At 37.2% G+C, this 22,062-nt stretch carries 23 protein-coding genes; 19 read left to right on the top strand and 4 right to left on the bottom strand.

The window, feature by feature from the left end; genetic code table 11:
• Positions 1–16 precede the first annotated feature (16 nt).
• Complete coding sequence (locus MKZ25_RS10835; RefSeq protein ID WP_340801508.1) at positions 17–544, bottom strand: DUF2179 domain-containing protein; 528 nt, start codon at positions 542–544, stop codon at positions 17–19.
• A 329-nt stretch (positions 545–873) separates the two neighbouring features.
• On the opposite strand from MKZ25_RS10835, the gene MKZ25_RS10830 reads away from it, so the two are divergent.
• Positions 874–2,124 (top strand): S-layer homology domain-containing protein, encoded by a 1,251-nt coding sequence (locus MKZ25_RS10830; protein WP_340801507.1) that lies wholly within the window; start codon positions 874–876, stop codon positions 2,122–2,124.
• Between the two features lie 42 nt (positions 2,125–2,166).
• On the opposite strand, the gene pdxT is transcribed toward MKZ25_RS10830, so the two are convergent.
• Both pdxT and pdxS read right to left on the bottom strand, forming a co-directional pair.
• Positions 2,167–2,754 carry a pyridoxal 5'-phosphate synthase glutaminase subunit PdxT gene (pdxT, locus tag MKZ25_RS10825; RefSeq protein ID WP_340801506.1) on the bottom strand — a complete coding sequence of 196 codons (588 nt, stop codon included), beginning with the start codon at positions 2,752–2,754 and terminating at the stop codon, positions 2,167–2,169.
• Between the two features lies 1 nt (position 2,755).
• Positions 2,756–3,640 carry a pyridoxal 5'-phosphate synthase lyase subunit PdxS gene (gene pdxS / locus MKZ25_RS10820; RefSeq protein WP_340801505.1) on the bottom strand — a complete coding sequence of 295 codons (885 nt, stop codon included), beginning with the start codon at positions 3,638–3,640 and terminating at the stop codon, positions 2,756–2,758.
• A gap of 189 nt (positions 3,641–3,829) precedes the next feature.
• Here pdxS and MKZ25_RS10815 point away from each other — a divergent pair, with 189 nt between their 5' ends.
• The 5 genes from MKZ25_RS10815 (at position 3,830) to thpR (ending at position 6,084) form a co-directional block, all read left to right on the top strand.
• On the top strand, positions 3,830–4,312 hold the full coding sequence (locus tag MKZ25_RS10815; RefSeq protein ID WP_340801504.1) for a nucleoside deaminase: 483 nt from the start codon (positions 3,830–3,832) through the stop codon (positions 4,310–4,312).
• A 182-nt stretch (positions 4,313–4,494) separates the two neighbouring features.
• On the top strand, positions 4,495–4,698 hold the full coding sequence (locus MKZ25_RS10810; protein WP_340803005.1) for a helix-turn-helix transcriptional regulator: 204 nt from the start codon (positions 4,495–4,497) through the stop codon (positions 4,696–4,698).
• The gene (locus MKZ25_RS10805) at positions 4,695–5,066 is read left to right on the top strand and encodes a hypothetical protein (RefSeq protein ID WP_340801503.1); all 372 of its coding nucleotides are present in this window, start codon (positions 4,695–4,697) and stop codon (positions 5,064–5,066) included. Before MKZ25_RS10810 ends, MKZ25_RS10805 begins: the two co-directional genes overlap by 4 nt.
• Before the next feature lie 91 nt (positions 5,067–5,157).
• The gene (locus MKZ25_RS10800) at positions 5,158–5,325 is read left to right on the top strand and encodes a hypothetical protein (RefSeq protein WP_340801502.1); all 168 of its coding nucleotides are present in this window, start codon (positions 5,158–5,160) and stop codon (positions 5,323–5,325) included.
• 192 nt (positions 5,326–5,517) lie between these two features.
• Complete coding sequence (gene thpR, locus MKZ25_RS10795; protein ID WP_340801501.1) at positions 5,518–6,084, top strand: RNA 2',3'-cyclic phosphodiesterase; 567 nt, start codon at positions 5,518–5,520, stop codon at positions 6,082–6,084.
• 119 nt (positions 6,085–6,203) lie between these two features.
• On the opposite strand, the gene MKZ25_RS10790 is transcribed toward thpR, so the two are convergent.
• Positions 6,204–7,289 carry a type II asparaginase gene (locus tag MKZ25_RS10790; protein ID WP_340801500.1) on the bottom strand — a complete coding sequence of 362 codons (1,086 nt, stop codon included), beginning with the start codon at positions 7,287–7,289 and terminating at the stop codon, positions 6,204–6,206.
• Positions 7,290–7,684: 395 nt separating this feature from the next.
• Between MKZ25_RS10790 and MKZ25_RS10785 the strand changes: the two genes are divergently transcribed.
• From MKZ25_RS10785 to MKZ25_RS10725, 13 genes are all read left to right on the top strand, one after another.
• The gene (locus MKZ25_RS10785; protein ID WP_340801499.1) at positions 7,685–8,074 is read left to right on the top strand and encodes a DUF2500 domain-containing protein; all 390 of its coding nucleotides are present in this window, start codon (positions 7,685–7,687) and stop codon (positions 8,072–8,074) included.
• A 156-nt stretch (positions 8,075–8,230) separates the two neighbouring features.
• The gene (locus MKZ25_RS10780; protein ID WP_340801497.1) at positions 8,231–9,004 is read left to right on the top strand and encodes a hypothetical protein; all 774 of its coding nucleotides are present in this window, start codon (positions 8,231–8,233) and stop codon (positions 9,002–9,004) included.
• Between the two features lie 273 nt (positions 9,005–9,277).
• Positions 9,278–10,444, top strand: a complete 1,167-nt coding sequence (locus tag MKZ25_RS10775; protein ID WP_340801496.1) for an acyl-CoA dehydrogenase family protein — start codon at positions 9,278–9,280, stop codon at positions 10,442–10,444.
• Between the two features lie 323 nt (positions 10,445–10,767).
• The gene (locus MKZ25_RS10770; protein WP_340801495.1) at positions 10,768–11,982 is read left to right on the top strand and encodes an MFS transporter; all 1,215 of its coding nucleotides are present in this window, start codon (positions 10,768–10,770) and stop codon (positions 11,980–11,982) included.
• 81 nt (positions 11,983–12,063) lie between these two features.
• Positions 12,064–13,611 carry a class I adenylate-forming enzyme family protein gene (locus tag MKZ25_RS10765; RefSeq protein WP_340801494.1) on the top strand — a complete coding sequence of 516 codons (1,548 nt, stop codon included), beginning with the start codon at positions 12,064–12,066 and terminating at the stop codon, positions 13,609–13,611.
• A 37-nt stretch (positions 13,612–13,648) separates the two neighbouring features.
• Positions 13,649–15,688 carry an ABC transporter ATP-binding protein gene (locus MKZ25_RS10760; RefSeq protein WP_340801493.1) on the top strand — a complete coding sequence of 680 codons (2,040 nt, stop codon included), beginning with the start codon at positions 13,649–13,651 and terminating at the stop codon, positions 15,686–15,688.
• On the top strand, positions 15,685–16,632 hold the full coding sequence (locus MKZ25_RS10755; protein ID WP_340801492.1) for an ABC transporter permease: 948 nt from the start codon (positions 15,685–15,687) through the stop codon (positions 16,630–16,632). Before MKZ25_RS10760 ends, MKZ25_RS10755 begins: the two co-directional genes overlap by 4 nt.
• Before the next feature lie 44 nt (positions 16,633–16,676).
• Positions 16,677–17,582 (top strand): ABC transporter permease, encoded by a 906-nt coding sequence (locus MKZ25_RS10750; RefSeq protein ID WP_340801491.1) that lies wholly within the window; start codon positions 16,677–16,679, stop codon positions 17,580–17,582.
• Between the two features lie 36 nt (positions 17,583–17,618).
• Entirely contained in the window at positions 17,619–19,238 is a 1,620-nt protein-coding gene (locus MKZ25_RS10745; RefSeq protein WP_340801490.1) for an ABC transporter substrate-binding protein, read from the top strand.
• A gap of 93 nt (positions 19,239–19,331) precedes the next feature.
• On the top strand, positions 19,332–20,306 hold the full coding sequence (locus tag MKZ25_RS10740; protein WP_340803004.1) for an MBL fold metallo-hydrolase: 975 nt from the start codon (positions 19,332–19,334) through the stop codon (positions 20,304–20,306).
• A gap of 100 nt (positions 20,307–20,406) precedes the next feature.
• Complete coding sequence (fabG, locus tag MKZ25_RS10735; RefSeq protein ID WP_340801489.1) at positions 20,407–21,171, top strand: 3-oxoacyl-ACP reductase FabG; 765 nt, start codon at positions 20,407–20,409, stop codon at positions 21,169–21,171.
• A gap of 15 nt (positions 21,172–21,186) precedes the next feature.
• Positions 21,187–21,636 carry a MaoC family dehydratase N-terminal domain-containing protein gene (locus MKZ25_RS10730; protein ID WP_340803003.1) on the top strand — a complete coding sequence of 150 codons (450 nt, stop codon included), beginning with the start codon at positions 21,187–21,189 and terminating at the stop codon, positions 21,634–21,636.
• Positions 21,633–22,031 carry a MaoC/PaaZ C-terminal domain-containing protein gene (locus tag MKZ25_RS10725; protein WP_340801488.1) on the top strand — a complete coding sequence of 133 codons (399 nt, stop codon included), beginning with the start codon at positions 21,633–21,635 and terminating at the stop codon, positions 22,029–22,031. Before MKZ25_RS10730 ends, MKZ25_RS10725 begins: the two co-directional genes overlap by 4 nt.
• The last annotated feature ends 31 nt before the right edge of the window (positions 22,032–22,062 follow it).

Here is a 22,062-nt window from a genome sequence, read left to right as displayed (position 1 = left end):
CCAGCTCATTTTTATTTTATCGTCGAAGTTTAAATTTACGCATACGATCGACTAAGAAACCGCCTTTGAATGATTTTGGCTCATAGGAAATGATAAATGCCTTTGGTTCAATCGATTCCACAAGGGCGAATAATTCTTTTTCCCGGTTTCGTTTAGCGAGAATTTCATATTTATAACGTTCACTGTCACGTCCTTCACTGACAGATGTCGTAATGGCAAAGCCGCTGTTTCTTAATGTGTCGATCAATTCCTGATTTTTTTGCTGCGTATTGATTGTAACAGAGACAAAACCAATAGCCAACTTGTTTTCGATCATTGTTCCGATAGGTATCCCTAAACTGAATCCAAGTGCATATACAAGCATCGGTATGATGTTCTGTTCCCCATTAAAAATAATTGAAAGTGCAAATACATTAATAAGAATTTCTAAAAAACCGAAAATAGAAGCAAGAAGCCTCATATCTTTAACTAAAAAAATTGTTCTCAATGTCATTAACGGCACGTAAACGAGCTGTATGACCAGAATTAGGATTATTTCCTGCATAAAATCCCCTCTTTCATTTAAAAATTTACTTTACTTTTCTACTTCTACCCTAATATGAAATATATATTCTTATTAATTATTTGAGTAAATGGTATGAAAAGAGGGGGAAATCCATTGCTGTTAATATATTGATTCCATCTAATCATCATTTGTCCATTAGGATGAATGGTGGTTTTTTGTTTGAAAAGAAAATTCAATATAGGTAAAGTCAGGTAATATGACCATTAATTAGTATTAATAAAATGATAATTTATACAGTAACTCTAATAAATAACTGCTATGATGGAAGAGTCTGAGACTATTATTTGAATATTTAAGGAGTTGTGAATTTGGCGAAAACAATTAGACCATTACTATCACTATTATTTTTTTTACTAGTCTTAAATGGCAGCTCGTTGACCACGAGTGCAAAAGGCGTTAATCTTCTACCATTTGAAGATGTAAAGTCCGGAAGAAACAGTAATGCCTACTTATCTACATACGAATATCCTTCAAATAAAATGAAGGAAGACTTTATTGATGAAATTTCTACATATGCAATGAAAGCAAATGAAAAGTGGGGAATCCCTGCTAGTGCCATTATGGGAATGGCCATTCTTGAAAGCGGCTATGGAACAACAAGAATAGCAATGAATGCGAATAATCTTTTCGGAATAAAGGTTTGGGGACATAATCCGAAGAACGCCTGGCAGTTGAAGGGACAACCTGATGAAGATTATGAACCGGTACCTGTCCTGAAGGATTACGGGAATGACCGCAAAATATACGATGAAAGCAAAAGAAGGGATAACTGGTACCGGGCTTTTAGTTCCTATAAAGAAGCGGTCGATTATTTGGCAGGGAACTTATTGTTAAATGATCGATATCGATTCGCTAAAAAGAATTATGACGAGAGAATAAAAAAAGGATGGAGTTATGAGCGGGCTTCCAAAGAATATTTATACGATGTTGCCAACGCCGGCTATATCCACTTGGGCGGGGAATACTATCGAAATAAAGTAGGCTCCATCATGGACGAACGTGATTTATATCAATATGATGATAGAAAATTAGATATAGATGGACATTGGGCTGCAGAACAAATTGTATTCTTAACTGAAAAAGGCTGGCTTTCCGGCTATCCTGATGGTACATATAAACCGAATCATTCGATCACAAGAGCTCAGGCAGCTGCTATTATCAGTAATTTTTTAGCGCTGACTACAACAAATAAAGATATTTCATTTAAAGATGTGGAAAATAGCTTTTGGGCATCGGAATCAATTCGTCTAGTTGCCCAACATAGCATAATTAATGGTATTGAAGATGGCTATTTTTCACCGAATACTTTTTTAACAAGGGCACAAGCGGCTCAAATTTTCTATAATGCCGGACTTTATAGCCAGTCTGCGAACAAGGGTGTAAATTCATTTATAGATGTGCACCAAAATTTTTGGGCATCTCTTGCGATAGAAACGATGAAACAAGAAGGTATTATGGCGGGCTATACGGCTAGCCGATTTGGTCCAAACAATCCGACAACAAGAGCACATATGGCAGCTATGATTTATCGGATACATGAAAAGGGTTTGAATAAATAATAGGGCAAACAAAAGAAGCACACAATTGTGCTTCTTTTTTATCTATTTAGGAACCTTTTTAAATTCTGTTGCCATACCGATAAAATATTCGAGGATTCGAACATCATCAGTGAGTTCGGGATGAAAAGAGCAGCCTAAAAATTGATCATCTCTGGCTAGTACGATTCGTTCTTCATATGTAGCGAGTATTTCAACATGTTCACCGACTGAGACAATATGCGGTGCACGAATAAAAACTGCTGTTATTTCATCACCGATTGATGGAATTGATAGCGGTGCTTCAAAGCTATCTACTTGTCGACCGAAAGAATTTCTTTCTACTTCCACATCCATTAAACCGAGGTGAGGGGTATTGAAATCCTTGATCTTTTTGGCCAATAGTATAAGGCCGGCACATGTCCCGAACATTGGGAGACCTTGCTGTGCCATTGCCTTTATAGGTTCTAACAAATCATTTCGTTCTAACATTTTCCCGATTGTCGTACTTTCTCCACCAGGTAAAATTAGGCCATCAACACCCAGTAATTCATCGTATGTTTTTACTGCAACAGCATCATGACCAAGAAGTTCAATTTGCTGAATATGCTCTTTTACCGCACCTTGTAATGCAAGCACTCCTATTTTTGCCATACTACCAGCCACGCTCCTGCATGCGTTCATTAACATTCAGTGTAGCTATTTCAATTCCTTTCATCGGAGTTCCGAGTTCCTTCGATATTTCAGCAATCAGTTGGTAGTCTGTATAATGTGTTGTTGCTTCCACAATGGCACGCGCAAATTTTTCAGGATTCTCTGATTTGAATATTCCGGAGCCTACAAACACACCATCTGCACCAAGTTCCATCATTAACGCGGCATCTGCAGGTGTTGCCACGCCACCCGCAGCAAAATTCACAACAGGTAATCGGCCTAAACGCTTAATTTCCAATAGTAATTCAAATGGGGCACCTAAAATTTTGGCCTCAGTCATTAATTCATCCACATTCATTCCAACAACGCGGCGAACTTGTGCGTTAACTTTTCGAAGGTGACGAACTGCTTCAACGATATTGCCTGTACCTGGTTCACCTTTCGTACGGAGCATAGAAGCCCCTTCACCAATACGTCGAGCTGCTTCTCCTAAGTCACGGCAACCACAAACAAATGGCACTGTATAATCACTCTTAAGTAAATGGAATTCTTCATCGGCCGGTGTTAAAACTTCACTTTCATCGATATAGTCCACACCCATTGACTCCAATACACGTGCTTCGACAATATGACCGATTCGTGCTTTTGCCATAACAGGGATCGTGACGGCATTCATCACTTCCTCCACAATCCGCGGATCTGCCATACGGGCAACACCGCCAGCTTTCCGAATATCAGAAGGCACACGTTCCAGTGCCATCACTGCTACTGCACCTGCCGCTTCCGCGATTTTTGCCTGTTCAGCATTAATGACATCCATAATAACGCCACCTTTTTGCATTTCTGCCATTCCACGTTTTACTCGATCAGTTCCAACTTGTACCATGTAAATAACCTCCATTCCTGTAATGACTCTTAGTATAATGAAAATTGACCATATTAAAATAGTCAATTTCATATAAATCTTTAAGGTCAGTAGTGGAGTAGCTGAAATTAAGGACATAAAACAGTCTGATAATTCTGTTATAATAATGGTTGCAAAGGCTTCTGCTTACAGGTTGAGGAGGATACTAATATGATAAATAATATCGATTTAAAGCACTTACAACGTTGTGTAGAATTAGCAAAAATTGCGCTTGAGAAAGGTGACGAGCCATTTGGATCAGTACTTGTTTCCGCAGAGGGAGAAGTGCTTTTTGAAGATCATAATCATGTGGCAGGCGGTGACCATACACAGCATCCCGAGTTTGCAATAGCGCGATGGGCAGCAAATAATATGGAACCTGAAGAAAGAAGTAAGGCGACCGTATATACTTCCGGGGAACATTGTCCGATGTGCGCCGCAGCCCACGGTTGGGTTGGTTTAGGAAGGATTGTTTATGCAAGTTCATCTAAACAATTGGCAAAATGGCTGGCAGAATTGGGCCAAGCCCCTTCACGAGTACGCAATTTGTCTATTCAAGAAGTTATTAATGATGCAATTGTAGATGGTCCTGTTCCTGAACTAGCGGAGGAAGTTCGACAACTCCATCGTCAGTTTCATAAAATAAAACGATGAATAAAAAATGGAGAAGGTCAATAGGGTGTTAAGTAAGCGCGATTCTGTTATAAGAATCAGCGCTTGTTTTTATTTAGTTGTTGAGATGAAAGTAGATATTTTTTGATGACTTGCAATTCAGAAATATGTAAAGTAAACTTTACTTTAAGTAAAACTTACTTTACATGTGAGGGGGATTTATTATTAAAAATAATATTAAGGTTTTACGGGCTCAACGCAGTATGACACAAGACCAGTTGGCAGAAAAGCTTTCTGTCTCTAGACAAACTATTATTTCACTGGAAAAGGAAAAATATAATCCTTCGATTATTTTAGCATTTAAATTGGCAGAAATTTTTAATTGTAAGATTGAAGATATATTTATTTATGAGGGGGAAACTGAATGAAAGAAGCTCGAAAGAATCAACTATCATACTTATTTTTAGGAATTATCATGGTTCCATTAGGTATTTATATTAATTACCCTTATATTGCAAGAGGTGAATTTCCAGTAGGTGTAATGACATTTTTCTTAGGAACAGGTGCATTAATGATGGCTTATTTATCACCACATTTATTTCCGAAAGATGAGCGTACAAAAGAAATTATAGGAAAAAGTATGACAGCAAACTATTTTACGCTGTTTGCAACAATTACACTGCTATTTATTACAGTAGCTGATACTTTAAGTGGATCAGAAGTTTTAACGGTTTTATTTTGTATTATGGTTACTTCCATTCCTCTAACGATGATTTATTATTCGAAACGGATTTAATGAATCTGTCATATACCCAACATAATATGTGCTAATTGCACCTAACCATTCTTAAACTAAGACACAGGTGATTTTGAAAGGGGAAAACATAATGCAAATATTTTTATTTATTATATTAGGAATAATCATTACGGCTATATTGGTGATGGCGCTTGCTGAGTTTGGTTTAATTCTACTGGGTGGGATTGCATTTGGCTTGATTTTGTACATTGCTGTAAAGGTTAGCAGAATACCATCCTCAAGACAGAGGCTTCAGTAATTGAAAGTGGTAATTTGTATTTAATAATCAACAGGCGCAGTTCAATAAAAGGAACGCGTCTTTTTTAAAAATGATAAAAAGTTATTTTTGGCTTAGATGTCCTTTGGAGATATAATTACATATCATCATTGTATTTGTATTTGTATTAGTTTATTTAATAATGTCAATTCTGTTATAGAAGAGGTGAAGAATATGGAAAGAGTGGCGCACTATTTTTGGGCGGTTCGGATTCCGGATGGAGTAAAACAAACCATTTACGAGGAACTGACACGAATTAAACCAATATTCCAGTTTAAGCGTTGGGTGGATTTAAATGATTATCATATAACGCTTGCATTCCTGGGGGCGGTCAATCCGAAGCAACTTTCATCCGTTATCGAAGCGGTTGGAGAGGCCATAAAAAATCAAAAAGCTTGTATGCTGGACATTGAAGGACTGGGTGTGTTCGGAGCTCAAAAATCACCTCGTATATTTTGGGGTGCAGTAAGTGAAACAGATGCATTAAATGAAATTCAGGAAATTGTTCATCAAACTTGTCTTGCTGAAGGGTTTAAGTTAGAAACGCGTCCTTATCATCCGCATATTACATTGGCAAGAAAATGGGGAGCTAATGAAGATTTCAAAGCGGAAAACTTAGTCAGGCAAAACCCTTTTAAAGAAAAGGTTTTATCTTTTGAAGTAAATGAAATCGTCCTTTATAAATCAAACGTAGAAAATACACCGAAATATGAACCGATAGCGTCGATTCATTTAGTATAGTAAAAACTCCCTATCTGATAGACTGATGATTTATTGCTAGTCTAAAAAATAGGGAGTTAATAACGTATTTTCACTGATACTTATATTTTATAAATTTTCTTTTTACCTCACATTTCCTCTTAATATTCATCAAAGAATTTTTGGATTTCTTCCATATCCGTTGTTTTTGTTAAAGCCAATTGAAGTAAAATACGAGACTTATGTGGATTTAATGTATTACTTTCTACTTGATCCGCATTTTCATATAAAGAGTGGCCATTCGCTTGGTAAAACGAACTAACAACTACTCCACCATTTGATTTATCAGCACCAAGCTTCGCATACGAAGCTAAACGATCGCTAAGATCACCGAGAACTGACCCCGCCAGTACAATTCCTTTAGTACCTGAACTTACTGCTGCATTAAACATGGATGCATCACTTTGTCCATAAGATCCATAGATTATATCTACTTTAGGCAGCTCATCTAAATTCATAATATCAAACTCTGATTTATACGTATGTTTTAATAAAGATTCTTGGTAGTATCTTACTTTTCCAGCTACAATATCACCAATGAACCCTTGTTCTGTAGCTTTAAATGTATCGACTGCCCAGTAGTTGTTTTTGTTAATGAAACGAGCAGCACCAATACGATCATTCATAACGATTAATGCCCCTTTGCCAACCGACTTTTTGTCACCGGCAACTTTAACTGCATTATATAAATTAAGTGGACCATCTGCACTAATTGCTGATGCGGGACGCATTGCGCCGACGACTACTACAGGCTTATTACTTTTTACAACTAGGTTTAAAAAGTAAGCCGTTTGCTCAAGTGTATCTGTACCATGTGTAACAACAATGCCATCTACATCGTCTTGAGCCAATAATGTATTAATACGTTTAGCCAATATTAAACGGTGTTCATCTGTAATACCCGAACTAACAATATTAAATAGTTGTTCGCCACTAACATTTGCAATGTCTTTTATTGCCGGGACCGCATCAATTAAACTTTGAATACCATCTGCTACTGAATAATTTGATGTATCCGTTTCAGATTCAGCTCTGGATGCAATTGTACCACCTGTCGCTAAAATTTTAATGTTCGGTAATTCTTTGTTTGATGTATTAGCCAAAGAAAAGCTCGGTGCAGAAAAGCCAACAAGTGATAGCATTAATGCTAAGGCAATAAATAATTTTAAAATATTATTTTTCTTCATATACATTCCCCCGTTATTAGTGTGATATAACTATCGAATAAAAAACGAACACCTCCTATGTTATATTAATTAACATAAAGCACCTAATAACAAAAAAAATTTTAAGAAAATTGGGTTTTTATGTTAGTTTTGTTTACATTTAAGATATTACATTATAAAAATTCAACTGTAAATAAAAAAATCTAAATTTTCTAATTATTTATTGTTGCTGAATAATAGTTTTCCGGAAATAAAATTAATACTTTAGAATAGCATTTATCCATCTTTTGTTTGCTAAATCTAAGTTTAGGAACGAAAGAAAAGTAATTTAGATGGAGGTTTTAGGAGGTCATCAATCTGAAACTTTTTACCATTTTATCCGTATAATTTAATTATCATAGCAAGGGGGTTATATCATGTATGACATGCCAGGAAGTGGGGATTGGCTATTTGATTTCGGACCAATATTCATCGCACTTATTTTTATTATCATATTTATCTCAATAATCGGGAGTCTATTCAGTGGATTCAAGCAATGGAAGGAAAATGAGAACTCACCTCGCCTGACAGTGCCGGCCATCGTGAAAGTTAAACGAACAAATGTAACGAGACATACCCATCACCATCATGATAATAACCACCACTCGCACAGTACCTCTACTGATTACTTTATTACTTTTGAGTTTGAGAGTGGGGACCGGTCGGAGTTCCATGTTTCGGGGAAGGAGTACGGGATGCTTGCAGAAGGGGATATCGGCAAGTTGACTTTCCAAGGAACAAGATATCTTGATTTTACTCGCGTGTAGCACTCGACGCCATTTTACTGAACCTACAATAATAAGCAGCGCGATTCTGTAATGGAATCAGCGCTTTTTTATGTGGTGCAGGGCTATCCATCATTTGAACATGTATTTTGAAAAATGTATGATACTTTATACAAGACAAACTTGAGGAGTGGGGCCTTGAAAAAATATGTACCATTTATCTTAAGCCTTTTTCTGCTGGCAGCATGTGAGGAGACAAATAATAGTGCAACCGCCGATCCGGATACTGCAGAAGATTCAAAGTCCAGTGAAGCAGAAACAACAAATTCCCCGAGTAAGGAAGAACCGGATTCGAGTCAATCGGAAGAGGAGGTTTCTGCAACGACTGAAGATTTTCAACGTATGATTCCAAGCAATTGGAATGTTGAAATGCCAACCGATTTTCCCGTAACAAAGGGCAGCTATTTAACTGCGATTACATCGACTGATAATGATGTCTTGACATTTAATTTCTATGAAACTCCATCTAAACTGGCGATAAACGATAAGACCATTGAGCAAGAGGGGACTTACATCGGCCAATTAACGATTACCGAGTATAATACAAAGGAATTGGCGAGCGAAGAGATTGACCAAACCGTTTTCGATAGTGGGCAAGCTGTCGATTTAGGCTATGGAATTACAGGTTACCAGGATGCCGGTGCAGGCTCTTTATTTACCAGCTGGAATGAAGGGCGTTGGGCAATTATTGCACGGTCATTGACGGAAAAAGCCGAAGAAAGCTTGAACACAGCAAAGGAAACAGTCGAATTTTTAGAAACGAACATGCTTCCGGTACCAAAAGATTATGGTACTTTACATGTCGATGCCGAGCAAACCGGTACAATGGCGAAGTGGCAAAAGGAAAATTATTTATACACAATGACGGATTTTGGTGAAGATACATTACGTTGGATTGTGAAGTTTAAATAAATATTTATACGTATTTAAAGAGCAAATTTCCAAAGCTTCGAACAAAAACAATTTCATACGAAAGCTGTTAAGACACCCGAAAGTTTTCATTCTTTTGGGTTTCTTTTTTTTTGATTTAAAAACTATTCTTTATAAAATGAAAGCGCTTAAAAATTTTTCGCATATATAAACTGTTAGATTCATAACGTGTTGTAACTGAGTATTCTATAAAATTGTGAATATTACTTAACAATTTCGTACTCAAATAATTACATTTACAAGGAGATGTTATGAATGGATTTTACGCTTAATGATGAACAAAAAATGATTCAAAAAACAGTAAGAGATTTTGTGAATAAAGAATTGAAGCCTTTGGAGCAAGAAGTATTAAAAAATGAAAGGGAAGGCAGACCTGGTATCTCTAATGAAAAAATAAAAGAATTAAGAGAAAAGGCAAAGGCAATTGGATTTTGGGGCATTAATACTCCTGAGGAATACGGTGGGGCAAATTTAGGACCAATTATGTCAGTGTTAATAGCAATGGAATTAGGAAGAACTTTTGTACCGTTCAACTTTGGCGGTTCTGCTGATAATATCCTTTATTTATGTAACGAAGAACAGAAACAGAAATATTTAATACCTACCATTAATGGGGAAAGACGTTCTTGCTTTGCTTTAACCGAACCCGATGCGGGATCAGATGCAAGAGGCATTCAAATGAAAGCGGTTAAAGATGGCGACCATTGGGTGTTAAATGGTGAGAAAGTATTTATTACAAATGGAAATGAAGCAGACTTTGCCATGGTATTTGCAGTGACAGATAAAGAGAAAGGCGCGAATGGCGGAGTAACTTGTTTCCTTGTAGATAAAGAAATGGGTTGGAAGTCGGAATATATTTATACAATGGGCGAATGGGGACCAGCCACATTAGTATTTGATAACGTTCGTGTTCCTGAAGAAAATATTTTAGGAGAACTGGGTCAAGGTTTTAATTTAGGCATGCAGTGGATAGGTCAAGGAAGATATATGATTCCTGCTGGTGCAATCGGTGCTGCAGAACGCTTATTACAAATGGCCATCGACTATTCAAAAACACGAGTTACTTTTGGTAAACCTATAGCAGAGCGTCAAGCAATCCAATGGATGGTTGCAGATTCAGCAGTTGAAATCGAAGCAGCAAAATGGATCGTATTGAGAGCAGCGTGGATGGCTGAAAATGGTATGGATCCACGTCACCAATCATCTATGGCAAAACTAAATGGCGCAATCATGGCAAATCAAGTGGTCGATCGTGTACTTCAAATCCATGGTGGAATGGGATATACAAAGGAATTACCGATTGAACGCTGGTATAGAGAATTAAGATTATATCGAATTTTCGAAGGGACAGATGAAATTCAGCGCAGAACGATTGCAAGAAATTTACTGAAAGGACATGCAAAAGTTGGAGAGTTACTTTAATTAAGGAAGCTTCTACTCATTTATTTCTTTAACATACTAACTGGTCAGTTATTATGCAGTAGTAATACTAACCGGTTAGTTAATAAGTGTGGTTCTAGATGAATAGTTAGTTTGCCAAATCAAAAATTTAATCCGAAATAGTGGGGGTAGAACATCTATCATCTTTACCATATTTTCAAATTATATAGTAAATGCCAGCACCGCCATGCGCTTCGGCTCTCCCGATGGAGGCAAATCCGCCTCCATGTCAGAGTCTCCAACTTGTGTCAGGGTTAAGTGAGCGTTCCCCGCTTTTCTATTAAATTGAAAGAAGATGAAAATAGATGATGGAAAGGAAAGCGTTCTTTCTACTAGGATTCATAATGTTCTTAACGATGACAGGTTATGGAATAGTACTACCTACACTACCATTCTTAGCAGATGATTTGGGACTTTCATCAGTTCAAATGTCATCATTAATCATTATTTGGGCAGTTTCCCAGTTGATCACTGCACCGATTTGGGGACGTTTAGCTGATAAAATAGGGAGAAAACCCGTTCTAATGATTGGAGTATTTGGCTTTGGCGTAGCTTTCCTATTATTAATTTTGGCTCAAAATTATTGGCAATTGCTTTTAGTTCGATTAATTGGTGCAGCGATTTCATCTGGTACTCAAACTGCTGCTTTTTCTATGGTAGCTGATCAAACTAAAAAAGAGTTTAGAAATCAGACCATTGCGAAAATGGGTGCGGTAAATGGTCTTGGCTTCTTATGTGGTCCAGCTATTGGAGGGCTGTTTTCTCCGTTTGGGGTCACAGTACCTTTCATTATTGCAGGATCTCTAGCCCTAGTAACGCTACCGTTTGCCCATTTTTACATCCAAGATTCGATTAATAACGATGCTAAAGAAACTATGAATACGTTTGCTAAAAATAATGAAGCAATTTCTTTTTGGAAATCCATTACAATGGTGACGAAAACAGGTTATTGGAATCATTATATGATCATCCTTGGATTGTCCATTGCAGCTTCAAGTTTTTTCGGATTACTTGGATATTACTTAATAGCGAAATTTGAAGCTACTCCTATCTTTGTAAGTATGGCCTTTAGCGCACAGGCTGGAACTTCTGTCTTGGTACAATTCTTTTTATTAAAAAAATGTTATGAATTATGGAATGAAGATACGATTACAAAAATTGGCTTAACCTTTACGGCGATCGGCTATTGTTTAATTAGTTTTGCGCCATTAATATGGGTAGCTATTTTAGGATGTGTTTTTACTGGTTTCGGGCAATCATTGGTTCGGCCGACTACGATAGCGATGTTATCAAAACGCACTGAGATGGGGCGTGGTATTACATTGGGCCTCCAAGAATCAATGGATAGTTTAGGGAGAATACTTGGACCTCTTTGGGGAGGGTGGGTATTCATATATCTCGTATCGGCTCCATTTATCACTTCGGCTGTTATAACAGTATTTCTATTAGGTATTGCATTTTTAATCACTTCCCAACAAAAAATTGACATATCTCTACACAAAGATACTAGTAACTCATAGAAGTAATTATTGCCCCTGAAATGTAAGCGCTTTAATGCGGAAAATACTATGAAAATAGTAAATAAAAGTTAGGAGGGTAACATGTTACTAACTGAATTATTGGGCGGGAATATTGAGAATTTTGGTGAGTATAACCTTCTGTATTTCTATGATAAAACTTATACAAATAGAGAGACGGAAATTATTTGTAAAAAGGTTTCTAGTCTTGTCCATTCTCTGGGAGTGGAAAAAGGAGATCGGGTGTTAATTTGTATGCCAAATTGTCCCGAAGTTATTTTCTCTTACCAAGGAGTATTAGGAGTTGGTGGCATCATTGTACCAGCTATGTATCTGTTACATGAAAATGAAATCAACTTTATTTTAAAAAATTCGGAAGCGAAAGTTATTATAACATCGTCTGTTCTGTTGCAAAAATTAAAAAATGCATCCAGTGATTTAACCGTTAGACCGAAAATTATATGCATCGATCAACCAAGTGAGGCAGATATACAAGGAGAGTTCGAAATCATTGAATGGGAAAAGGCTCTTTCTACTATATCAATTTATGAAAATACTCCTTTAGAGCTAAAAGAATCGGATGTAGCTGTTATCCTTTATACATCCGGCACTACGGGTATACCGAAGGGAGTTATGTTAACGCATAAAAATCTCTACTCAAATTCAATGTCAGGATTAAAACTTAGAGCGGAGGACGAAATAAGAAGTACTACCCTGGGTGTTCTTCCTCTAGCTCATATTTATGGTTTTGGCATTATGAACAGTATGTTTCTGCTAGGAAGCTCAGTTGTTATTTTTGATAAATTCGATGCGGAAGAGGTATTTAAGGTTATTGAAAAATTTAAAGTAAAATCCTTTGCTGCTGTCCCGGCTATGGTGCATGCGATGTATTATCATCCGAATGCCTATAAATATGATTTATCAAGTTTAGAAACAGTTGGATCAGGGGCTGCTGCACTGTCGATTAGCTTACGTCACAAATTTAAAGAAAAATTTGGGGCTGAGGTACGAGATGCGTATGGACTTTCTGAAGCATCGCCAGGAGTTGCTACACAACGTAATGATATGCCGATAAAAGAAGGTTCTGTAGGAGTACCAATGCCAGGAGTGAACATTAAAATCGTGGATGAAAATGGGGATGAGGTACCAGTTGGGGATGTCGGTGAATTATTGGTACAAGGCGATAATGTAACGCCTGGTTATTATAAAAATGAAGAAGAAACAAAAAAGGCACTGCAAAATGGATGGCTTCATACAGGGGATATGGCAAAAGTGGATGAGGAAGGCTATCTGTATATTGTAGATCGTAAAAAGGATTTAATTATTCGAGGCGGATTTAATATTTATCCGCGGGATTTAGAGGAATTGCTAGTTAAACATGAAGCTGTTTTAGAAGCTGCGGTGATCGGTGTTCCTTCAGAAAAAATGAGTGAAGAAATTGTTGCTTGTATTGTGAAAAAGCCGGATGCAGAAGTAAGTGCCAGTGAATTAATCGGATACTGCCAACAAAATTTAGCTAAATATAAGACACCTCGTCATATTGAATTCATTCAGGAACTTCCGAAAAATGGAGTTGGAAAAATCATGAAAATAAAGCTGAGAGAACAATTTGCTAACCTGATATTAGATTAATATAAGTAGTTAAATATATTTGAAAGGAGGCAATCGAATGATTGAAAAAAATAATACACTACTCCAAGTAGAGGAAATGAAGACGGTTTTTAAGACAAGAAAAGGTAACCTTGAAGCTGTTGATGGTATTTCATTTAGCATTTCTAAAGGTGAAACAGTAGCAATCGTAGGTGAATCAGGCTCTGGTAAAAGCGTATCAGCCCTTTCGATTTTACGTTTGTTGGACAGTAATGGAGAAGTTACTTCCGGGAAAATCCTGTTTAATGATTTAAATTTAAAAGATATAAGTAATGATGAAATCCGAAAAATTCGTGGAAATGAAATTGCCATGATTTTTCAGGATCCGATGACATGCTTAGACCCTGTCTATACGATTGGTGATCAGATTACCGAAACGATTAAAATTCACGAAACGCTTAGTAAAAATGAATTGCAGGAACGTGCACTAGAATTATTAAGGTTAGTTGGACTTCCGGACCCTGAGAGCCGTATTAATGCTTACCCACATCAATTATCGGGCGGTCAAAGGCAAAGAGTAATGATTGCCATAGCTCTTGCATGCAGGCCTAGTTTAATTATTGCAGATGAACCTACAACAGCTCTTGATGTGACTGTCCAGGCACAGATTCTGCAATTACTGAAAGATTTGCAAACCCAGTTTGGAACAGCGATTATCCTGGTTACACATGATTTAGGTGTTGTAGCGGAAATGGCGGATAAAGTAGTTGTTGTCTATGCGGGGCAGGTTGTAGAAAAGTCGAATGTGAAGGATTTGTTCAATAAACCTCAACACCCGTATACAGAAGCATTGATGAAAAGTATTCCGAAAATTGATACAAGTAAAGAACGTAAACTGCTGACGATAAAAGGAAATGTTCCAAGTTTGAAAGAATTTCCAGCTGGTTGCCGTTTTCATCCAAGATGTCCTTTTGCTACTGATAAGTGCAGAAGTGAGGAACCGCCACTTTTTGAATTAGTAAATGATCGAGTAAGCAAGTGTTGGATGGCAGATCCCAATTTGACAGGAAATTGGGAGGGTCCAATTTTAACAGAAGAAAATGAGCTTGTCTTTGAGCTTAATCAGCATTTAATCAGTAAAAAGAATTTATTGAAAGTAACAGACTTAAAAAAATACTTTCCTATCACTAAAGGAATACTGTCGAGAACAATCGGACACGTTAAGGCAGTGGATGGGGTAACACTGAATATTCACAAAGGTGAAGTTCTTGGTCTTGTAGGTGAATCCGGCTGTGGTAAATCAACTGTTGGAAGATTAATAACAGGTCTTATTGACTCAACGAACGGGGAAGTAAGTTTTGATGGAAAACAATTATCAAATATTAATAGAAAAGAGAAAAAAGTTTTAAGGAAGCGGGTTCAGTTTGTTTTTCAAGATCCCTATAGTTCTCTAAATCCGAGGATGACCATTCTAGATATTATTGGTGAACCTTTAGAAGTGCACAATCTAGCAAAAGGAAGTTCAAAGCGTCAACGGGTAGGAGAGCTGCTTGAAACTGTAGGGCTATCTAAAAATGATATGCATAAATTTCCTCATCAATTTTCAGGAGGTCAAAGGCAAAGAATTGGTATAGCAAGAGCTTTGGCAACTGAACCAGAACTTCTGATTTGTGATGAGGCAGTGTCCGCTTTAGATGTTTCTGTTCAAGCCCAAATTTTAAATTTATTAAAAGATCTTCAGTTGAAACTAGGGTTATCTTATTTATTTATCTCTCATGATTTAACGGTCGTCAAATATATTTCAGATAGAATAGCTGTCATGTATTTAGGAGAAATAGTAGAAGTGACCGATTCACAAACTTTATTTACAGACCCGCTCCATCCATATTCAAAGGCACTTATTTCCGCTGTGCCAATTCCTAATCCTAATATTCAACCAGACCGAATTATCCTAAGTGGTGAAGTACCAAGTCCATCAAATCCTCCAAGTGGCTGTAAATTTCATACGAGATGCTCTTTTGCAATGGATCTCTGCAAAAAAGAAAAACCGGAACTAATGGACATTACAGAAGGTCATGCCGTTGCCTGTCATTTCTATAAGGAGGTGTCGCAGAAATGATTGACTATATTGTTAGACGCTTAATTTTCGGAATATTCGTACTACTGATCATGACAACCTTCATTTTTATCGTTATGAGAGCGGTACCTGGTGACGTTGTGACCCTTCAGTTGGCTAACTCCGGTGCAACACCTGAACAAATGGCTGCATTGAAAGCTGAAATGGGTCTAGATAAAAGTGTTTTCGGTCAACTAATAGATTGGGGTAAAAATGCGCTTCAAGGAGATTTGGGAAGTTCTCTTTGGTCAGGTAAGGAAGTATCCCAAATTATATTAGACAGACTTCCCGTAACTATACAACTAGCATTAATGGCGATTGTTTTAGCCATCATTATCGGTATTCCGATTGGAGTTATTTCTGCTGTTAAACAAAATTCATTTATAGATCATTTTTTAAAAGTAATTTCAATTGGCGGGTTATCGATTCCAAGCTTTTGGCTGGGACTAATCTTATTAACTGTATTATCACTGTCTTTCAATTGGATCCCGCCACTCGGTTATCAATCATTCGCAGAAAATCCTATTGTTAATCTGCAGCAAATGTTCTTACCCGCAATATGTTTAGCAATTACACTGAGTGCCAGTATTGTTCGTATGACAAGATCGGCTGTCCTCGAAGTACTGCATTCGGAGTTTATCAGAACGGTACGGGCAAAAGGTGCGAAAGAAGCGGTTGTAATATTCAAACATGCTCTTAGAAACTCGTTGATTTCAGTTATTACATTAATTGGTTTACAAATTGGATATCTGCTTGGAGGAACTGTAGTACTTGAATCGATTTTTGCACTCCCAGGACTAGGCAGTTTGATTTTTGAAACGGTATTAGTGAGAGATTATCCAGTTGTTCAGTCAACCGTACTGGTCTTTGGAGCGATGTTTTTATTAGTTAATTTGATGGTGGATGTGATGTACGGTTGGGTAGATCCGCGAATTAGAACTAAATAAAAAATGCCTCAATATTCTTGTTTCAAGAAAAGGAAGTGATTCATTTGTCTCAAATACAAATAGACTCTGAGTTGCCAAAAGAGAGTATAAAGGCGAGCAGGAACATACATTTAAAAAAATTTAAAGAGGATTGTAAACGCTTTATTTATACGCAAAAAATTGGCTTTATATCTCTTTTAATTATTCTTTTAGTTTTCGCCATCGCTGTATTTGCACACTTAATTGCACCGTTTGACCCAATTAGTCAAGATCGTACAGCATTTTTGGCAACACCAAACTCACAGCATTTGATGGGCACTGATGATTTAGGACGTGATGTGTTTAGTCGTCTAATTTTTGGTTCACAAATATCGTTACTTGTCGGAGTTGTAACAGTCGTTATTTCAATCGTATTAGGAACATTAATTGGAATGATTTCTGGATATTTTGGTGGGGTAATCGATTTAGTAATTCAAAGAATAATGGATGCTATTATGTCAATTCCAGCTCTAATTCTTGCTTTGTTTATTGCAGCTTTGTTGGGACCTGCCATCCAAAATGTAATTATAGCACTGGTGATTATCGAAATACCTCGTTTTGCAAGGATTGTTCGAGGGGAAATGATGAGAATCCGTGAATCTAATTATGTGGAAGCATCCCGTTCGGTTGGTGCAGGTCCATTTCAAATCATTATGAGACATGGATTGCCAAATATGATGGCACCAATCATTGTCATGGCAAGTCTTGCTTTTGGTCAAACAATTATTGCTGAAGCATCACTTAGTTTTCTTGGAATAGGAACACCACCACCGAATCCATCCTGGGGATTAATGTTGAGTGATGCGAGTAGATATATGGAAAGTGCACCGTGGCTCGTGCTTTTCCCTGGTTTAGCCTTATGTATACTAGTTTTAGCATTTAACTTATTTGGGGATGCACTTCGGGATTTCCTTGATCCAAAAATGTCTTAGATGTTAATAACAATTTTCCCTTAGGAGGAAATATTGATGGATAAAAAACTAAGATCCATAATGTATGTGCTGATTTTAGGATTATTAGCACTAATAATTAGTGCTTGCTCCGCTGACAAAACATCAGATGAAGGGCCAGATGACAAGAAGGAAGGATCTACCACACCGAAAAGTGGTGGAACCTATACAATTCTTACACCAGCAGATCCTGATATGCTTGATCCTCATCGTCAGTCATCAATTTATACACATATGCTTGCAGGGTTAGTTTATAACAAGCTAGTAACTTATGAAACAGGACCGAATGCTGCTTATACAGATTACAATGTTGTGCCGGATCTTGCGGAGCGTTGGGAGATATCTGAAGATGGAAAAAGCTATACATTTTATCTTCGTGAAGCATACTGGCATGATGTAGAGCCGGTGAATGGCAGGAAGTTAACGGCAGAAGACGTTGTAGCGACAATGGAAAGAATCATCAACTTACCTGGGCATCAAGCGGCTCTCTTATCTGTAGTAGAAAATATCGTTGCACAAGATGATCAAACGGTAGTCTTTACATTAAAACAGCCATTTGCTCCATTTTTAAATTTCATGGCAAACCATTTCATGTGGATTTTACCTAAAGAAGCGATCGATGGGAAAGTAGATTTAGCAACTGATGCCATTGGAACAGGTCCTTTTGTGTTAGAAAAATGGGAAGATAATGTGCAGGCAACATACAAAAAAAATCCGAATTATTATGAAGAAGGCAAACCGTATTTAGATGAAATTATTTATAAAGTCGTACCGGAACAAGGATCTCGTATAGCAGCATTTCGTACAGGTCAGGCGGATTCAATAGGTGGTTTGTCACCGGAAGAGATAGCTCAATTGCAAAAAACAAATCCAAATATCTCGATTTTTGAAGCACTGTTCGCCACACAGGAACAATTATATATGAATATGAAAAGAGAACCATTTACGGATTTACGGGTACGGAAGGCCATTAGCATGGCTGTTGACCGAAAATCAATGGTTAAGGCTATCTACGGTGGCGGCGAAACGAGCGGACCAGTCAATCCTTCATTAGGGGATTGGGCCTTACCTTTAGAAGAAAGAGAAAAATTATTATCATATAACCCGGAAGAGGCAAAGAAGCTACTGGCAGAGGCTGGGTATCCAAACGGTTTTGACACGACCATGATTGTAACGAATGGCTACGGAGAACAACTTGTGCGTGTCGCACAATGGGTTGCGGAGGATTTAAGAAATATCGGCATTAATATCGAAATAGAGGTAGTTGAATATGCTGCTTATTTCTCGGAAAAATGGCCAAAAGTCGATTATGACATGGGAGTAGGCTATCAAACATATTTCCAGGAGCCGGATGAATGGCTTCGTACGCAACTGCACACAAATGGTTCTCGAAACTGGTATAACATCAGTGACCCTGAATTAGACAAAATGCTTGATGAGCAGAGAACAATCATGGATGTAGAGGAAAGAAAAAAATATGTCTATGATATTCAACGTTATGTTTTAGAAAACGTAGTGAATCCAATTCCAATCACTACTTATTATACGAAGACTCCGATACAGCCTTATGTAAGAGATTCATATCCACATGCTTCATATGGATACGGCTATCTAAAAGACATTTGGTTGGATAAATAACATATTAATCATTGTAAAGGGTTGGATACTATTTGTGTTAAAAATATAACGTCACATGGAAGGTATGTGAGAAAAATTCCGATAAAAGAAGGAATGAGTACTTTGCAAAGAATAGAAAAAATAGAGTTAACAACCAGCTTCCCGATTGGTCCGGTAAATTCATATGTTGTGTTTGGAGAGAAGTTAACCCTTATTGATGCCGGCCTAAAAAATAAACAGGGTTGGGATGATCTCAATAATGGCCTGCATCGTCTGGGCATTGAAATAACCGATCTCGAACAAATTGTATTAACCCATCACCATAATGATCATACAGGTCTTGTAGACTGGATTGTAGAGAAAAATCCTGCCATTAAGATTTTTGCTCATAAAGATACTGAAATGATTTTAAAGGATGAAAGCTATATAGAATGGAGCTCTGAATTTTTTCACAACTTATTCATAGAATTTGGTTTAACAGAAGATATGGCTATCAAGTCAGCGTTTCGAAAGGGACACCGTGATTACTTCCAAATTGCATCTGTTGATGAGGTACTAGAGGAGGGAGATATGGTACCGGGCTTACCTTCATTTCAAGTAATCGAAACCTTAGGCCACTCACAGGATCATATTTCTTTTTATTGTGCAGATGAGCAGCAATTCATTTGTGGTGATCACATTATCAAAGGAGTTCACGGGGGGATGTGGATGGATCCACCTAAACCCGGAAGTGAGCGTGCAAAACCTTTAATCCAATATTTAAGTAATTTAGAAAAGTGCAGAAAACTTTCTGCTGATTTTACTTTCTCAGGACATGGTCCGATTATTACAAATTTAAATGAAGCAATCGATGGACATATAGGCAATATAGATAACCGTGTAACTCGTGTAATCAATACGCTAAAAAAAGTAAATGGTGCTGCAACCGGATTTGAAATTATTCAAGATATGTACCGGGGAAGGTATGAGAAAGCAGTGATTACATTTTTGTTTGAAATTATAAGTGTATTGGATTTATTGGAAGAACGGAATATAGTCATTGCAGAAAAACAAAATGGAGTTTTTAAGTACCGATTGATAAATAATTAGTGAAAAAATGCAAATGTTTCGTTTGACTGAATAATTCTTTAAAACTACTAATAAAATGTTAAGACACAAAATTTTAGTAGATAGGGCAGGAGGAATTTATTTGACTGGAAGATTTGAAAATAGAGTTGCATTTATAACTGGTGGTAGTCGCGGTATAGGGAAAAGCATTGCAGAAACTTTTACTGAAGAAGGAGCAAAAATAGCCATAATTGATATTGATACGGAAGCATTGAAAAATGTACAGTCTGAATTTAAAGAAAAAGGGTTCGACATTTTAGCTCTACAGGCAAATGTTGTGAATTCACATGAAGTTGAGGCCGCGATGGAACGAGTTATGAAGGAATATGGATCAATTGATATTTTGGTTAACAATGCAGGCATTATCCGCGATAATTTACTATTTAAAATGACAGATAATGATTGGGATCAGGTAATCGATGTTCACTTAAAGGGTGCCTTTAATACAACACGTGCAGCACAAAAATACATGGTTCAGCAGAAGTATGGAAGAATTATTAATATTTCTTCAACTTCAGCATTAGGGAACCCCGGCCAAGCAAACTATTCAACGGTTAAAGCTGGCTTACAAGGTCTGACAAAAACACTGGCAAGGGAACTCGGGAAATTCGGCGTTACTGCAAATGCAGTTGCACCTGGTTTCATCGAGACAGATATGACAAAATCTACTGCAGATCGAATGGGCATACCATTTGAGGATTTCCTAAAGGCAGGTGCCAGTAAAATACCTGTCGGCAGAGTTGGAAAGCCTAGAGATATCGCAAATGCAGTTGCTTTCTTTGCGGATGAAAATTCCTCATTTGTAAACGGGCAAGTACTTTATGTAGCCGGCGGACCGACAAATTAAGGAGGGATGGACGATTTGTATACAGAATATATTGGTCTAACTTCTAACAAAGTTAGAAATGTAGTTGAAAGAGAGCTTGTAAGAAGATTTGCGGAATCCATTGGAGATAATCATCCAATCTATACAGATGAAGAGATTGGTAAACAATCACGATATGGCACAAATATTGCTCCCCCTACATTTCCTAGGGTGCTAAGATCCGGCTATATCGATGGACTCAAATTACCGTTAAAAGGATTAATACATGGTGAACAAATTTATCATTATGAACGACCTCTTTTAGTAGGAGAGGAAGTCTATTGCTACTCGAAAATAGAAGATTACTATGAAAAAGAAGGCAGCACCGGAAAAATGGGCTTCCTGAAGATGACACGGTATGGTGAAGATAAAGATGGGAGATTAATTTTCACTGAAGAGTCGATCACAATCATTACGGAAACGGTAAGGAGGTCCTTAAACGTATGACAGTTTTAGCAGATATAAGAAAAGGTGAATCTCTTGAAACGACACTAGAACCAGTATCGAGAATGGATTTAATCAAATACTCAGGTTCATCCGGTGATTTTAATCCGATTCATACAATTGATGATGAAGCTAAAAAAGCTGGTCTACCAGGAATTATTGCTCATGGTATGTGGACGATGGGGAATCTTTCGAAGCTCTTTACCGCTTATTATGAAGAAGGCTATATAAAAGATTATAATATTCGATTTTCCGGAATGGTGTTTTTAAATGATGTTCTTACTTTAAAGGCCGATTTAGTGGACATAGTGGATCAATCACTAATCTTTGATGTTAAAGCTATAAACCAGCATCAAAAAGCTGTGGTTAAGGGAAAATTAATATTTGAACGTTATTAATTAAAAAGGGTTTGTCTCGATTTCAAATAGG

Source organism: Solibacillus sp. FSL W7-1464 (genome assembly GCF_038004425.1).
In the GTDB taxonomy this organism is placed as follows: Bacteria; Bacillota; Bacilli; order Bacillales_A; family Planococcaceae; genus Solibacillus.
Note: the sequence above shows the minus strand (reverse complement) of the source record. Positions and strands in the feature narration are given on the sequence as shown.

Bases quoted from the DNA above. Each gene is read 5' to 3' on its own strand.
- MKZ25_RS10760 (WP_340801493.1), top strand. From the start codon at position 13,649: ATGATTGAAAAAAATAATACACTACTCCAAGTAGAGGAAATGAAGACG.
- thpR (WP_340801501.1), top strand. From the start codon at position 5,518: ATGGAAAGAGTGGCGCACTATTTTTGGGCGGTTCGGATTCCGGATGGA.
- MKZ25_RS10785 (WP_340801499.1), top strand. From the start codon at position 7,685: ATGTATGACATGCCAGGAAGTGGGGATTGGCTATTTGATTTCGGACCA.
- pdxS (WP_340801505.1), bottom strand. From the start codon at position 3,640: ATGGTACAAGTTGGAACTGATCGAGTAAAACGTGGAATGGCAGAAATG.
- MKZ25_RS10815 (WP_340801504.1), top strand. From the start codon at position 3,830: ATGATAAATAATATCGATTTAAAGCACTTACAACGTTGTGTAGAATTA.
- MKZ25_RS10765 (WP_340801494.1), top strand. From the start codon at position 12,064: ATGTTACTAACTGAATTATTGGGCGGGAATATTGAGAATTTTGGTGAG.
- pdxT (WP_340801506.1), bottom strand. From the start codon at position 2,754: ATGGCAAAAATAGGAGTGCTTGCATTACAAGGTGCGGTAAAAGAGCAT.
- MKZ25_RS10805 (WP_340801503.1), top strand. From the start codon at position 4,695: ATGAAAGAAGCTCGAAAGAATCAACTATCATACTTATTTTTAGGAATT.
- MKZ25_RS10835 (WP_340801508.1), bottom strand. From the start codon at position 544: ATGCAGGAAATAATCCTAATTCTGGTCATACAGCTCGTTTACGTGCCG.
- MKZ25_RS10725 (WP_340801488.1), top strand. From the start codon at position 21,633: ATGACAGTTTTAGCAGATATAAGAAAAGGTGAATCTCTTGAAACGACA.
- MKZ25_RS10775 (WP_340801496.1), top strand. From the start codon at position 9,278: ATGGATTTTACGCTTAATGATGAACAAAAAATGATTCAAAAAACAGTA.
- MKZ25_RS10755 (WP_340801492.1), top strand. From the start codon at position 15,685: ATGATTGACTATATTGTTAGACGCTTAATTTTCGGAATATTCGTACTA.
- MKZ25_RS10800 (WP_340801502.1), top strand. From the start codon at position 5,158: ATGCAAATATTTTTATTTATTATATTAGGAATAATCATTACGGCTATA.
- MKZ25_RS10770 (WP_340801495.1), top strand. From the start codon at position 10,768: ATGATGGAAAGGAAAGCGTTCTTTCTACTAGGATTCATAATGTTCTTA.
- MKZ25_RS10740 (WP_340803004.1), top strand. From the start codon at position 19,332: ATGAGTACTTTGCAAAGAATAGAAAAAATAGAGTTAACAACCAGCTTC.
- MKZ25_RS10790 (WP_340801500.1), bottom strand. From the start codon at position 7,289: ATGAAGAAAAATAATATTTTAAAATTATTTATTGCCTTAGCATTAATG.
- MKZ25_RS10745 (WP_340801490.1), top strand. From the start codon at position 17,619: ATGGATAAAAAACTAAGATCCATAATGTATGTGCTGATTTTAGGATTA.